This is a genomic window from Halomarina salina (assembly GCF_023074835.1).
GTDB lineage: Archaea > Halobacteriota > Halobacteria > Halobacteriales > Haloarculaceae > Halomarina > Halomarina salina.
In genome coordinates, this window is record NZ_JALLGW010000003.1 from 12,041 (window position 1) to 26,136 (window position 14,096).

The 14,096-nt window shown below is 67.3% G+C and carries 12 protein-coding genes; 1 reads left to right on the top strand and 11 read right to left on the bottom strand.

The window, feature by feature from the left end:
* The first annotated feature begins 50 nt into the window (after window positions 1-50).
* Complete coding sequence (locus MX571_RS19405; protein WP_247420281.1) at window positions 51-500, top strand: MaoC family dehydratase; 450 nt, start codon at window positions 51-53, stop codon at window positions 498-500.
* Between the two features lie 53 nt (window positions 501-553).
* Here the strand turns inward: MX571_RS19405 and MX571_RS19410 are convergent, their stop codons facing one another.
* The 11 genes from MX571_RS19410 to MX571_RS19460 all read right to left on the bottom strand — a co-directional run bounded on the left by MX571_RS19410 (window position 554) and on the right by MX571_RS19460 (window position 13,161).
* Window positions 554-1,729, bottom strand: a complete 1,176-nt coding sequence (locus MX571_RS19410; protein ID WP_247420283.1) for a CaiB/BaiF CoA transferase family protein — start codon at window positions 1,727-1,729, stop codon at window positions 554-556.
* A gap of 87 nt (window positions 1,730-1,816) precedes the next feature.
* Window positions 1,817-1,996 carry an AMP-binding enzyme gene (locus MX571_RS22810; protein ID WP_247420285.1) on the bottom strand — a complete coding sequence of 60 codons (180 nt, stop codon included), beginning with the start codon at window positions 1,994-1,996 and terminating at the stop codon, window positions 1,817-1,819.
* A gap of 35 nt (window positions 1,997-2,031) precedes the next feature.
* A complete protein-coding gene (locus tag MX571_RS19420; RefSeq protein ID WP_247420287.1) occupies window positions 2,032-3,378 on the bottom strand; it encodes an APC family permease in 1,347 nt (448 codons plus the stop codon).
* 538 nt (window positions 3,379-3,916) lie between these two features.
* Window positions 3,917-5,746 carry an acetyl/propionyl/methylcrotonyl-CoA carboxylase subunit alpha gene (locus MX571_RS19425; RefSeq protein WP_247420290.1) on the bottom strand — a complete coding sequence of 610 codons (1,830 nt, stop codon included), beginning with the start codon at window positions 5,744-5,746 and terminating at the stop codon, window positions 3,917-3,919.
* A gap of 129 nt (window positions 5,747-5,875) precedes the next feature.
* Window positions 5,876-6,130: a DUF8022 family protein gene (locus MX571_RS19430; protein ID WP_247420298.1), complete on the bottom strand. Its 255-nt coding sequence runs from the start codon at window positions 6,128-6,130 to the stop codon at window positions 5,876-5,878.
* 10 nt (window positions 6,131-6,140) lie between these two features.
* The gene (locus tag MX571_RS19435) at window positions 6,141-7,682 is read right to left on the bottom strand and encodes an acyl-CoA carboxylase subunit beta (RefSeq protein WP_282594733.1); all 1,542 of its coding nucleotides are present in this window, start codon (window positions 7,680-7,682) and stop codon (window positions 6,141-6,143) included.
* A gap of 109 nt (window positions 7,683-7,791) precedes the next feature.
* Window positions 7,792-8,565, bottom strand: coding sequence for an SDR family NAD(P)-dependent oxidoreductase (locus MX571_RS19440; RefSeq protein WP_247420302.1), 774 nt, complete (start codon window positions 8,563-8,565; stop codon window positions 7,792-7,794).
* A gap of 86 nt (window positions 8,566-8,651) precedes the next feature.
* Complete coding sequence (locus MX571_RS19445) at window positions 8,652-9,716, bottom strand: phosphotransferase family protein (protein ID WP_247420307.1); 1,065 nt, start codon at window positions 9,714-9,716, stop codon at window positions 8,652-8,654.
* A 128-nt stretch (window positions 9,717-9,844) separates the two neighbouring features.
* Complete coding sequence (locus tag MX571_RS19450; RefSeq protein WP_247420311.1) at window positions 9,845-10,639, bottom strand: enoyl-CoA hydratase/isomerase family protein; 795 nt, start codon at window positions 10,637-10,639, stop codon at window positions 9,845-9,847.
* A gap of 174 nt (window positions 10,640-10,813) precedes the next feature.
* Window positions 10,814-11,956: an acyl-CoA dehydrogenase family protein gene (locus MX571_RS19455; protein ID WP_247420314.1), complete on the bottom strand. Its 1,143-nt coding sequence runs from the start codon at window positions 11,954-11,956 to the stop codon at window positions 10,814-10,816.
* A gap of 5 nt (window positions 11,957-11,961) precedes the next feature.
* The gene (locus tag MX571_RS19460) at window positions 11,962-13,161 is read right to left on the bottom strand and encodes an acyl-CoA dehydrogenase family protein (RefSeq protein WP_247420318.1); all 1,200 of its coding nucleotides are present in this window, start codon (window positions 13,159-13,161) and stop codon (window positions 11,962-11,964) included.
* Window positions 13,162-14,096 lie beyond the last annotated feature (935 nt).

Consider the following 14,096-nt stretch of genomic DNA (forward strand, 5'->3'; position numbering starts at 1 on the left):
GCTCGGTCGGACCCATGATTTGATAGTCGGTACCATCCTTCACTCGCAGTGTGCGATACTACGAGGACATAGCGGTCGGGGAATCTTCCGAGTTCGGGGAGTACCAGTTCGAGAAAGCGGAGATCGTCGAGTTCGCGGAGAAGTACGACCCGCAGCCGTTCCACACGGACGAGGAGGCGGCCCAGGACACCGCGTACGGCGAACTCATCGCCAGCGGCTGGCAGACCGCCGCCGTCTGCATGCGGATGCTGGTCGACGGGTACGTGCACGACCAGGCGAGCATGGGGGCACGCGGCGTCGACGAACTCCGCTGGCGGAAACCGGTGACGCCTGGCGATACGCTCCACCTCCGGGTCGAGGTGGTCGACAAACGCCGCTCGGAGAGCGACCCCAGCCGTGGCTACGTCGACAACAAGATGGAGGGCATCAACCAGGACGGCGAGGTCGTCATCTCGTGGATCGGCCTCGGGATGGTCGAGGTGCGCGACCCAGACGGGTAGCGGAGCGCCGGCCGTTCGGTCGCGGCCGCAGCGCCGACCAGCGCTTCGGAGCGTCAGGAGCCCTCGACGGCACCGCTGTCGAACAGCGCGTCGATCTCCGCGGCCTCGAAGCCGAACCGTCGCAGCACGTCGCTCGTCTGCTCGCCCAGTCCGGGGGCCTGCCCCCCCCCGCCCGAGAGCCCATGGTGTACCTCGGCCGGATACCCGATTCTGGGGAACCCCTCGCCGTCGGCGTCGACGACGCCGCGATTCCGGAGGTGAGGGTCGTCGAGCGCTTCGCGTGGCGTGTTCACCTTCCCGATCATGACCTCCTGCTCGCCGAGGTCGGCTTCCCACTCGGCGAGGCTCCGTGACCCGAACACCTCGCGCAGTTCGTCGCGAACGGCCCGCCTGACCGCCGGGTCGTCGGACTGGTGTTTGTCGACGAGTTCCGGTCTGTCGATGGCCGCACAGAGGTTCTCCCAGAACTTCGGCTCGAGTGCTGCCAGCGTCAGGTGTCGCCCGTTGCTCGTCTCGTAGATATCGTAGCAGGGGTACAGTCCCGTCAGGTTCGTCTCGCCCGGGCGCGGGTCCTCACCGGCGTTCGCCAGCGACCCGACCGCCTGGGAGAACGAGAGGACGGCGTCCGTCATCGAGACGTCGAGGTAGTTCCCGCCGGTGTTTCCTAGCTCCCGACCGAGCAGCGCACCGACGATGCTGAGCGCCGAGAACACGCCGCCGGCCATGTCGCCGACGGGGTAGCCGGTGATGCGAGGGCGCTCCTCCTCGTCGCGACGCGTCATGTCGAGGAGACCGGCGAAGCCCGCGTAGTTCAGGTCGTGACCGACCCGGTCGCTGTACGGGCCGGACTGTCCGTACCCGGACAGCGAGCAGTAGATGACGTCGGGATTCCGTTCTTCGACGTCGTCGTACCCGATTCCCAGTCGGTCGACGACGCCGGGACGGAACTGCTCGAAGACGACGTCCGCCTCGGCCGCGAGTCGGAGGAACGCCTCCCGACCCTCGTCGGACTTGAGGTCGAGCGTGATGCTCTCCTTGCCCTGGTTGATGGCCGCGAACATCGCCCCGTAGTCGCCGTCGACGGTCGGCTCGGCGTAGCGAGCGTAGTCGCCGCCGTTCGGCGCTTCTACCTTGACGACGTCCGCCCCCATCTCGGCCAGCAGGTGCGTCGCGTACGGGCCGGGCAGGAGGCGTGACAGGTCGAGTACCGTGATGGACTGCAGGTCCATGTGGCATGCTGACGCCCACCCATGCAATAAAGCCCGCCGTCGTCGTCGCGGCTCGGGGACCCGCCGGCTGAGGCCGGTCCGACCCGGTCACTCGCGTAACTGCGCCCGCTTGATCTTCCCGCTGGCAGTCTTCGGGAGTTCGTCGACGATCGCCACCTCGCGGGGGTACTCGTGTTTCGAGAGGGTCTCGCGTGCGAACGAACTGATCTCGTCGCGCAACTCCGGCGACGCCTCCCGGCCCGCGGTGAGGGTGACGAATGCCTTCACTATCTCCCCCCGGGGCAGGCCCCGCCCACCTCGCGCTACGAAGACGCCGACCGTGCTGGCGAGGAGCCGAAGAGCCGCCGGATCGCGTAGTACCCTGTCAGCAGCGCGATGGCGACCGTCGACCAAACAACCTCTGTGAGGCCGAGGCCGACCATCGCGACGACCAGTCCGACGCCGGCGACGCCGGCGACCAGGTGGCCAGCGGGAACCCGGAACGACGGCTGCACGTCGGTTCGATACCGCCTGAGCCCCAGAAACGAGAGGAGGTTGATGCCGTACGGGATGCCGGTCCCGACGATAGACGCGACCACGAGCAGTTCGTAGAAGTACCCCGGGAACAGCGAGAGCACGGCCGCCGACCCGCCGACCGCGACGACGCCGACGCTGGGGACTCCGGTCCCCGTGGTGACCGACGCGAACGGCGACGGCAGCGTCCCGTTCTGGCCGAGCGCGAACAGGACGCGACTCGCGCTCATCGTCCCGACGAGCATCGTGGTGAAGATGGCGGCGACCGAGCCGAGCGCCAGCGCGTACCTCAGCCACTCGACGCCGAGTATCGTCGCGGCCGTCGCCAGCGGTGTCCGGAGCGTCGCACCGTCGGCCAGGAACTGGTCTACCGGTACCACGCCGTGAAGGGCGAAGACGACGAGAGCGTACAGGACGGTCGTGACGCCGAGCGAGAGCAGGATGGCCCGCGGTGCGGTGTACGCTGGCTCGCGTATCTCACCGATAGCGGCCGGGACGACCGTCCAGGCGCCGTACGCGGTCATCGATATCTGGACCGCGGCGAGGAACGACGCTGGGCCGCCGACGGCGAGCGGAGCGGTCCTCGCCGGGTCGACCCGTGCTGTGGCGACGGCGACGAAGGCGACGAGGACGGCGAGCAGGACGGCCGTGAGGAGCAGGTTGAGCCGACTCGTGACCTGCCCACCGAGGAGGTTGATTGCGGTCACGAGAGCGACCGCCGCGAGTGCGACCCCGGTCGTGTGGCCCGCCGCCGCCGGAACGACCGTCCCGAGGTACCCCGCGATGGCGAGCGCCGACACCGTGATGCCGAACACCCAGCCGATGGCGTAGCCGACCCCTTCGAGGTAGCTGGCGAACGCCCGGAGCCGTGTCGACGGCCCTAGCGTCTCGTACGGGAAGATGGCGAGCGCCCCGGTGCGCGGGAAAGCGAGGGTGAGTTCGGTGTAACAGAGCGCGATGGCGGTCATCAGGAGGCCGGCGAGCAACCACGCGAGCGGGGCAGCGGGACCGGCGAGTCGCCCCGTCGACCCGGGGAAGACGAAGATGGCCGAGCCGATCATGCCACCGACACTCAGGAGGAGACAGTCGAACAGACCGAGATGATCGGTCGACTCGGAGGCGGGCTGGTCCGTCATGCGTTCGTGAACGACCTCCGCCCGAGGTCCCCATGAATCCACGGTTTTCGGGTCCGGTCGGTCGCAGTGGCCGGAGTCGACCTGCGCGTGCCCCTCGACCAGCAGTGCGTTCGACGACCGTCCTCTGGTCGGAGACCGATTCGAAAGGTAATCGGGGAACACTCGGCGACCAGCAGAGGGCGGCGGTCCGTTACCGGGACGGACGGGACCCCTCGACGACCTGACGGCCACCCGACGCGAGCACGAGTCCGTAGTGGCTCTCCAGGTGTCTCCTCGACGGCTGGGAGGGACTGCTCGTGTTCACTCACGAAGCGGGCTACGAGTGGAGCGCCCCCTGCGACAGCAACGGGCCGACGGTCCGGCCGAGGAATCCGGGCACGGTCGGTCGGACGTCCGCGGTCGGTGAGTGACAGTCGTTCCACCGAATCGGACGCGCCACCGCCCGTGTGAGGGGCGGTTCGAAGGGGCCGCTGTCGGCCAGCCAGTCCACGGTTGACTGCCACGGCACGGCTCGGTCCGTGTCGGCCCGGCGCGACCGTCAGTCCAACACGACGAGGGCGTCGCCCTGGTCGACGGAGTTACCGGCCTCCACGGCCACCTCCGTGACCGTCCCTCCCATCTCCGCGACGATGTCGTTCTCCATCTTCATCGCCTCCAGGACGAGGACGGGGTCGCCCGGTTCGACCGTCTCTCCCTCTTCGACGGCCACCTCGAGGACCGTCCCCTGCATCTCGGCTTCGATTACCTCCCCGTCGCCAGCGACGGCGGTGGTGTCGTCGTCGTTCGAGGAACCACCCTTGCGGGCGGGGCCGTCGTCGGTGGGTCGCTGGGGAGTCGACGCCTCCGGAACGCCGCTCTCTTCGAGGTCGACCTGGAACCGCTTGCCGTTCACCTCGACCGTGAACTCGCGGGTGACGGTCTCCTCCTCGGTCGACGAACTCGACGCCTCCGTACCGTACCGCCCCTGGTACTCCTCGATGGGCGTCTCGTCCATGTGGTCGTCGAGGTAGTTCGTCGTGTGCGTGCCGCCGACGAACGCGTCATCGTCGAGCATCATCAGGTGGAACGGCCGGATGGTGTGGATACCCTCGATGGTGTACTCGCGGAGCGCGCGCTTCGAGCGGGCGATACACTCCTCGCGGTCGCTCGCGGAGACGACGAGTTTCGCTATCATCGAGTCGTAGTCGGTCACGAGGTCGTCGCCCTGCCGGAGCGCGTCGTCCATCCGGACGCCGATACCGCCGGGCGGGTCGTACGTCTCCAGTGCACCGCCCTGAGCCGGGGCGAACTCCTCGGCAGCGTTCTCGGCGTTGATGCGGAACTCCATCGCGTGACCCCTCAGGTCGACGTCGTCCTGCGAGAAGGTCAGTTCCTCGCCGGCGGCGACCCGCAGTTGCCACTTGACGATGTCGATGCCCGTAATCTCCTCGGTGACGGTGTGCTCGACCTGGATGCGGGTGTTGACCTCCAGGAAGTAGAAGTCCGAATCGGCGTCGAGCAGGTCCCCCGCTTCCCGGTCGTCGTCGTCCTCGACCAGGAACTCGAAGGTGCCGGCGTTGTAGTAGTCGGCCTCGTCCGCACCCCGCCGAGCGGCCTCCCCAATCTGCTCCCGGAGGTCGTCGGTGAGCGCGGGCGAGGGGCCCTCCTCGATGACCTTCTGGTGGCGACGCTGGAGCGAGCAGTCGCGCTCCCCGAGGTGGCGGACGTTGCCGTGGTGGTCGGCGAGGATCTGTACCTCGATGTGTCGAGGGCTCTCCAGGTAGCGTTCGAGGTAGACCGAGTCGTTGTCGAAGTACGCTTCCCCCTCGCGTTTGGCGGCCTCCAGTTGGTCAGCGGCTTCGCTCTCGTCCTCGACGACCTTCATCCCGCGACCGCCGCCACCGCCCTCCGCCTTGATGGCGACCGGGTAGCCGTGCTCGTTCCCGAACGCCTCGACCTCGTCGACCGTCTCGACGGGGTCTGTCGTCCCCGGAACGATGGGGACGTCCGCGGCCTGCATGACCGTGCGGGCGTTGGTCTTCTCACCGGCCTGCTCCATCGAGTCGCTGCTCGGCCCGACCCACGTGACGCCCTCTGCTTCCTCGACGCGCGCGGCGAAGTCGGCGTTCTCCGCGAGGAAGCCGTAGCCGGGGTGGATGGCGTCCGCGCCAGCCTGCTGCGCGGCCTCGACGATGGCCCCCTGGTCCAGGTAGGAGTCGGCCGCACGCGCGGGACCGACGTTGTACGCCTCGTCCGCGTACCGGACGTGTCCAGCGTTCTTGTCTGCGTCACTATAGACGGCGACGGTAGCGACTCCGAGGTCCTCACACGCACGCATGACTCGGACCGCTATCTCGCCACGGTTGGCGACGAGTACCTTCTCGAACATCTCGGCCCAATCTGCCCCCGCAGCGCACCTTACTCTACCGGTCGACGCACGCACCAGCGAACCGGTGCCGAGTCGCGTCCGTCGGAACGTCGACTCCTGCTCGGGGCGTCTCCGGGGGTCTCGACACGCTCAGCGCATTCGAGCGGTTCGGCCGCTGGCGGTCCAGGGGTCGGTCGGTGCTTCTCGCGGTACCCGCACGTCGCGACGCTGGAGCGTCGCGACTCGACCGGCGAACGCCCATCGCTCGCCGTCCCACGTCTCCTCTGTCTCCTCGTCGGCGGTGCGGGCCGCGGCTTGCGCTCGGAGGTGTGCGCGAACTGCGGCGACGATGGCGGCCGCCTCGTCGTCCGCGGCGTCGGCCAGTCCGGTGAGCTGGTCGGTCATCCTCGATGCCTCACAGCGGGATGTTGCCGTGTTTGCGCGAGGGGCCGTCGACGCGCTTGCTCCGCAGCATCTCCAGGTCACTGATCAGCCGCCGCCGGGTGTCGGTCGGTTCCAGGACGTCGTCGACGTACCCACGGTTGGCGGCGGTGTAGGGGTTGGCGAACTCCTCGCGGTACTCGTCGATGAGTTCCTGGTGACGCTCCTCGGGGTCGTCGGCTTCGTCCAGTTCGCTCCGATACAGGACGTTGACGGCACCACGTGGTCCCATGACCGCGATTTCGGCGGTGGGCCAGGCGTAGTTGACGTCCGCGCCGACGTGCTTCGAGGCCATCACGTCGTACGCCCCGCCGTACGCTTTCCGGGTGATGACGGTCATGAGCGGGACGGTCGCCTCGGAGAAGGCGTACAGCAGTTTCGCGCCGTGTTTGATGATTCCGTTGTGCTCTTGGTCGGTCCCTGGCATGAACCCCGGCACGTCGACGAACGTCACGATGGGGATGTTGAACGCGTCGCAGAACCGGACGAACCGCGCGCCCTTCAGCGACGCGTCGATGTCTAGCGTCCCGGCGTCGACTCGCGGCTGGTTGGCGACCACGCCGACCGAGTGTCCGTCGAGGCGACCGAACCCCGTGACGAGGTTCCGGGCGTAGTCCCCCGCGCACTCGAAGAACGACCCCTCGTCGACCACGTCGTCGACGACGGAGACGATGTCGTACGGTTTCCGTGGTTGGTCGGGAACGATGTCGGCCACGTCGGCGTCGCGTTCGGGGTCGTCCCACGGTTCGACGCGCGGCGGATCCTCGACGTTGTTCTGCGGGAGGTACGACAGGAGGTGGCGGATGTCGTCGAGCGCCTCCTCTTCGGCCGGTTCTGCGAAATCCGCGACGCCCGTCTTCGACGTGTGGGTCTGTGCCCCGCCGAGTTCGTCGAAGCCGACCTCCTCGCCGGTGACCGTCTCGATGACGTCGGGGCCGGTGATGAACATGTGGCTGGTGTCCTGCACCATGAAGATGAAGTCCGTGATGGCGGGGGAGTAGACTGCACCGCCGGCGCACGGCCCCATGATGGCGGATATCTGTGGGATCACCCCACTGGCCTGCTGGTTGCGGTGGAAGACGTCGGCGTAGCCGCCGAGGGCGACGACGCCCTCCTGGATGCGCGCGCCCGCCGAGTCGTTCAGCCCGACGATGGGCGCACCGACCTCCATCGCCCTGTCCATCACCTTGCAGACCTTCTCGGCGAACACCTCGCCGAGCGACCCGCCGAAGACGGTGAAGTCGTGGGCGAACACGAAGACGGTCCGGCCGTCCACCTCGCCGTACCCCGTGACGACGCCGTCGCCCGCGGGGCGGTTCTCGTCGAGGTCGAAGTTCGTACTCCGGTGCCTCCGCAGTTGGTCTATCTCCTCGAAGGTGTCGTCGTCGAGGAAGTAGTCGATGCGCTCGCGAGCGGTCATCTTGCCCTTGTCGTGCTGGGCCTCGATGCGGTCTTCGCCGCCACCCTTCCTCGCGTCGGCTTTCTTCTCCCGCAGGTCGTCGATTCGGTCGTCCATCGTCACCGTGACCACTGACTCTGGCTCATCGATGACCGAGAGTCGCGCCTGCCGGAAAAGCGTTGTCGAACGACATCCCGTGCGTGGGTCGGTTCCGTCTCGACGCGCTTCAGGACGGTCGCTCGCGGTCGGGCCGCTCCGACGACGGCAGCCCGGCCCTGATCATCGACCCGTTCAGGTACGACGCTGCCCGACTACAGAGGAACTGTGCGAGGTCGGCGGTCTCTTCGGGGTGGCCGATGTACCGGTCGACCTGCTCCCGTGGTGGCATCTCACCGGGCTCGATGCCCATCGAGTCGACCACGCCCGGCGTCGCCACCAGGCCGGGGGCGATACAGTTCGTTCGGACGCCGTACTCGTTCCACTCGCCGGCCAGCGTCTCGGTGAGGTTCTTCAGCGCGGCCTTCGCCGCGCCGTACTGACTCATATCGGGCATACCCCCCTCGAGTCCGGCACCGCTGACGATGTACCCTCCGTCACCCTCCCGCATGACCTCCCCGGCCGCCTGTGTGAAGTGGAACGCGCCGTGGAGGTTGATGTCGATGATGGTCTTCCAGGCGTTCTCCGAGAGGTCCTCGAACGGCGACTGGAAACTCCCGCCCGCGTTGTTGACGAGGGCGTCGACGTCGCCGAACTCTGCGGTCACCTCGTCGACGAACTCGAAGACGCGCTCTCGGTCGGTCACGTCGCACTCCGCGGCGTACACCGTCCCGCCGGCGTCCTCGATGTCGTCGACGACAGACTGGAACCGGTCGCGAGAGCGCGAACAGAGCGCGACGTTCACGCCGTCGTCCGCGAACGTCTTGGCGATAGCCTCCCCGATGCCCTGCGATGCGCCCGTCACGATAGCGGTGTCTCCGTCGACGTGGAACTGAGAGATCATGCGACTGTCGTGTGATACCACCCGACGTACCTATAGTTACCGGAAGGTGGACCCGCAGCCGTCCGGGTCGCTCGCCCGTAGCGCCGCTAGAGCGGCTCCTCGCCGTCGATGATACGACGCGCTCGCTCGCCCAGCGCGGGGACGTACTCCTCCATCAGCGGGTAGTTCGGGTTGTCCGCGTTGCCCTCCAGGTGGCGGCGGTACATCATCTCGCAGGTGCTGGCGGTCTTGAAGACACCGAACGTTCGGTAGAACCGCTCGTTCGAGAACGCTCGTCCGGTCTGCTCCTCGTACCGGTCGAGGAGTTCGCGCCGAGTGAGGTAGCCGGGGGACGCCTCGACCCGGCTGTTCAGCGGATCGTCGAACTCGGGGTCCTCGGGGTCGAACCAGTGGGCGAGCGTCCAGCCGAGGTCCGTCAGCGGGTCGCCGCGCGTCGACATCTCCCAGTCGAACACACCGACGAGGTCCGGGGGCGTCCCCGGCCCGAACATGACGTTGTCGAGGGAGTAGTCGCCGTGGAGCAGCGTGTGGTCGTACTCCGTCGGGACGTTCGCGGCCAGCCAGTCGGCGACGGTGTGCAGTTCCGGCACGGAGCGGTCGTCGTCGGTCACCTCGACCGCCCACTCGAGTTGGTCCGTCCACCGCTCGACCTGTCGCTCGGTGTACCCCTCGGGGTGACCGAGGTCGTCCAGTCCGACGGTCTCCGGGTCTAGCGTGTGAATCTCGACGAGCGTATCGACGAACCGCTCCGAGAGCGCACGTCGCTGGTCGGGCGCGGCGAACCGGTCGGGTTCCACGTCGCGGATGACGTCGCCCGCCAGGCGCTCCATCAGGTAGAACTCCGCCCCGAGCACGGCGCGGTCTTCGCAGGCGGCGACCGTCGACGGCACCGGTACGGCTGTGTCTTCGAGCGCGGACATGACGCGATACTCCCGCAGCACGTCGTGTGCTGCGTCGGCAGTCTCCCCCGCGGGCGGTCGCCTGAGGACGAGTTCGCGGTCCCCCCAGCCGACGAACAGCGTCTCGTTCGAGTGACCAGCCTGGTGGTACTCGACGGTCAGCGGTCCGCCTGGCCCGACCGCCCTCTCGAGGAATCGCGCCAGTCGCTCCTCGTCGTAGAGTCGGTCGAGGTACTCCCGACGGTCGGTCATCGCTGCACCGACGGTTCGTCGAGAGCGTGGTCGTCCGCGCGGTGAGCGTGTGACATGGTACCGCTTCGTACAGCAGCCCGTTAACCGTTCGGTCGGTGACCACTAACGAGGGGTCGTCGCCGTGGGCGTTACCGTCCCCTGAACTCGGGGTCGTAGTCGTCTTCGGCGAACGCTCTGGCTCCCTCCTGGTGGTCCTCCGTCTCGAGGAGGGGTTCGAAGCGACGGCGGTCGTACGACCGCCCCTCGTTGAGACCGACCTGGGTCGCGACGTTCGCGGCGTCCTTGATGGCCTGCACCGCCAGCGGCGGCTTGGCGGCCAGCGTCTCCGCGAACTCCCGGGTCGCCTCGTCGAGGTCGGCGTCGTCGTAGACGCGGTTGACGATGTCCAGTTCGTCCGCCCGGTCGGCCGAGAGGTGGTCGCCGGTCATCGCCACCTCCTTCGCGACCGACGGGTTGGCCAGTCGGCTGATGAACTGGACGCCGCCGGCCCCCGGAATCAGCCCCAGGTCGACCTCCGGGAGCCCGAGCCGAGCGTCGCTGTGTGCGAACCTGAAGTCACAGGCCATCGCCGTCTCGAGGCCGCCACCGAGGCAGTACCCCCGAATCTTCGCGATGATCGGCACCGGGAACTCCTGGATGAACTCGTAGTGGTGCTGTCCGGACGTCTCGCCCGGCGACGCCTCGCTGAACTCGGAGATGTCCGCGCCGGCACAGAAGTTCCCCTCCGCACCCTCGACGACGACGGCACGCAGCGCGATACCGTCCGCGTCCTCGTTGTGCGACTCCAGCCACTGCAACCCCGCGACGAGGTCTTGCCGTAACTGGTCGCTGAGCGCGTTCAGCGCGTCTGGCCGGTTCAACGTCAGTCGCCCGACGTGCGTTTCCTCGTCGAACTCCGCCTCGACTGTCTCGAACTCCTCCATGGGTTCGCATGTCAGAGACGAGGCATAGTTCTACTGGAGCAGGCAGCGTCGCCGACGCCGTGCGGCGTCGACACCGGCCGGTCGTGGACTCCTGCGAGGAATCCGTCGGACAGACTCCCTCGGCGGCCCGACCGGGAAGGGGGTCCTCGTCGACCGCGTCGCCGACGTCGCGCTCTACCGCTCTGCGAGACGCTCTTCGAGGAGTCGGTCCTGGTGGTCCTCGGGCGACCCCAGGAAGTTCCGCCACGCCTTGGCCTGTTTCAGGTAGATGTGCCCGTCGTGGTCCCACGTGAACCCCATCCCGCCGTGGTTCCACATGTCGTCGCCGAACACGCGGTGGAGTCGGTCGGCGGCGTACGTCTTCACCGCAGACACCGAGCGTGTCGCGTCGGGTTCGCCCGCGTCGAGCGCCCAGGCCGCGTAGTACACCAGCGACCGCGCGCTCTGCATCTCTATCCACATGTCCGCGATGCGGTGTTTGACCGCCTGGAACTTGCCGACGGGCTGTCCGTACTGTTCGCGTTTGGTGCCGTGTTCCGTCGACAGTTCGACCGCCCTGTCGGCCGCGCCGACCAGCATCGCGCTGCGCGCGACCGTGTACCGGTCGGCGGCGCTGGAGAGTGCGTCTCCCGCCTCGTGGCGGTCGCCGAGCAAGGCGGCATCGCCGACCGAGAGGTCCGAGAACGTCACCTCGTACATCGGACGCGTCCGGTCGAGGCTGTCGAGTCGACGCGTCTCGACCGCCTCCTCGTCCGTTCCGACGACGAACAGCGAGATGCCGTCGTCCCCCGACCCGTCGCCCGTCCGGCCGGCGACGACCAGGTGGTCGACCTCGCCGCCGTACGGGACGAGCGTCTTCGTCCCCGAGAGCCGGTGGCCGTCGTCGGTCTCGTCGACGTCGAGGGTGACTGCCTCGGGGAGCGACTCGTTGCGGTCGTCGTAGAGCGCGAACGAGAACCTCTGGTCGCCACGGGCGACTGCCGGGAGGTGACGTTCACGCTGGTCGTCGGTGCCCAGTTCGTCGAGGAGTGGTACTGCGAACGCCGCGGTCTCTGGGAGCGGTCCGGGCAGCGCGTACCGGCCGGTGACTTCCAGCAATGCGGTCAGGTACACCATCCCCTCGCCGAACCCGTCGTACTCCGGCGGAACGGTGATGGCTGTGTAGTCCAGGTCGGCGAGGTCGGCCCAGAGTTCGTCGACGACGCGCTCGTCGCCCTCCATCCGTCGTCTCGCCAGTTCGATGCCGCCCTCGGACTCGATGAACTCGCGGGCTGTCTTTCGAATTCGCTCCTGTTCGTCGGTGAGTGTTGCGTCCATAGCTATCAGGCCCTGTGGCTCTCTTGGCTCTTGTCGTCCTTCGGCAGACCGAGCACGCGTTCGCCGATGATGTTCCGCTGTACGTCGCCCGTTCCCGCTGCGATCCACGACCCGTACGAACCGAGGTAGTCGTCGGCCAACTGCCCGTCCCGCGGACCGTCCTCCCAGAGCGCCACCTCGGGACCGAGGACGTCCATCGCGACGTTCGTGAGGTCGTTCCTGAGTTCATCGGCGACGACCAGGTCCATCGACCCTTCTGGTCCGGGGGTGCCCGACTCGCTCCGTTTGCTCACGTTCCGGTAGTGAGAGACCTTCGCTGCCTGGATTCGTGCGTCGAGGTCGGCGAGGTCGCGGCGAACACGCGCGTCCTCGATCAACGGTTCTCCGCCTCTGGTCTCGTCGCGGCAGTACTCCAGGAGGTCGAGGTAGTCCTGTTCGATGGAGAAGATGGTCGTCGTACTGTGTTCGAACGCCGAGAGCGTCATCACGACGTCCCAGCCGTGGCCCACTTCGCCGACCACGTTCTCGGCGCTCGCCACCGCGTCGTCGAAGTACACTTGGTTGAACCCCTCCTCGTCGCTGGCCTGGTGGATCGGGTCCATCGACACGCCCTCCTGGTCGACGTCGACCAGCAGCGTCGTGATGCCCTCGTGTTTCTCGCCGGAAGCGTCCGTCCGCGCCACGAGGAAACACCAGTCCGCGTACTGGGCGTAACTCGTCCAGATCTTCTGCCCGTTGATGACCCACTCGTCGCCCTGCTTCTCCGCACTCGTGGTGAGACTGGCGATGTCCGACCCGGCGTCCGGTTCCGAGTAGCCCTGACACCAGATCTCCTCGCCGCTCAGGATGTTCGGGACGAACCGCTCCTTCTGTGCCTCCGTCCCGGCCGCGACGAGCGTCGGGCCGACGAAGTTGATGCCGACCACGTTGATCTGTGGTGGCGCTCGCGCTCGTGCCATCTCCTCGCGGTAGATGGTCTGTTCGACGAGCGACGCGCCGCGGCCACCGTACTCCTCCGGCCAGTGAACGCCCGCCCACCCACCGTCGTAGAGGGTTCGCTGCCAGTCGCGGAGGAACCGTTCCCGCTCGCTACCCTCCGGCAGCTGCCGGTCGCCGTCCTGCCAGTCCGACGGCAGGTTCTCCGCCAGCCACTCGCGGAGGTCCTGCCGGAACGCCTCGTGCTCGTCGTCGTAGTCGAAGTTCATAGGTTCGGTGGCCCGTGACACCTCGTGACAGGGCGAGCGCAATAAGTGTGCACGTCGGAGCCGGCGTCCGCCGCCGAGACCAGCGCCGTTCCGACGCTAGGGACCCCTCCGCCGTCGGGTCGTCCCGGTGTCGGCAACTGACCGTGTCGTCAGCGTCTCGACTCCCCGTCTCCACTCTCCGTCGCCGGCCGAATCTCGGTGAAACGTGAACGAACCTGTCCAAGAGGATCGAACGCGATAGACGGTGAGGATAGAACCGAATCCCCGCCTTTCGTCCGAGAGACTCCAGTTCGCCGTCAACCCTGGTTGGTACGATACTCGCCTCGGTTTCCTATTCACGGCCTGGACGGCGAACGCACTCCTCTGGCGCTGACGAGAGAACGTATTCAATACTGTTGGACGGCGTGCGTTCGCCGAACGAAAGGCGGTTCGCCAGCGGACCACCGTTGTCGCCGACTGTCCCGGCACCCTGCGGCCAACGAGCACCCTACGACCTCGCTCGACTCTCGCAGGAGTCGTCACACGACTACGTCCGTTATCCACCCCCCGGTCAGCGCTCTCCAAACGTCCACCCTCGCTCTCCACTGGATAACAAAACTACGTTTGTGATTACTGGGTCCGTCGTGTTCGACCATCGACTCGTGAGAATGCGCTACCGACGGGTCACGGTTCCCATTCATGGTGTTTGACAACACTGAACACGACCGTCCGGTCAGTAGTTCGCTACAGCTCTCGACGGGCGTGTTGGCCGATATCTCGGTCCAATTCGAACTGAATCTCCCGAATTCGGCGGCGATGGCTCCCCGTAGCTGTTCGAGCACGTTGAACGCCTCTTGGCAGACTGTGCCATGGACTGCCGTCTCCGACACCAGGGAAGAGATGGCTGGAGACTGGTTCACGTCGTCTCGGAGTTCGCGAGCGCCGGTTCACCCCGT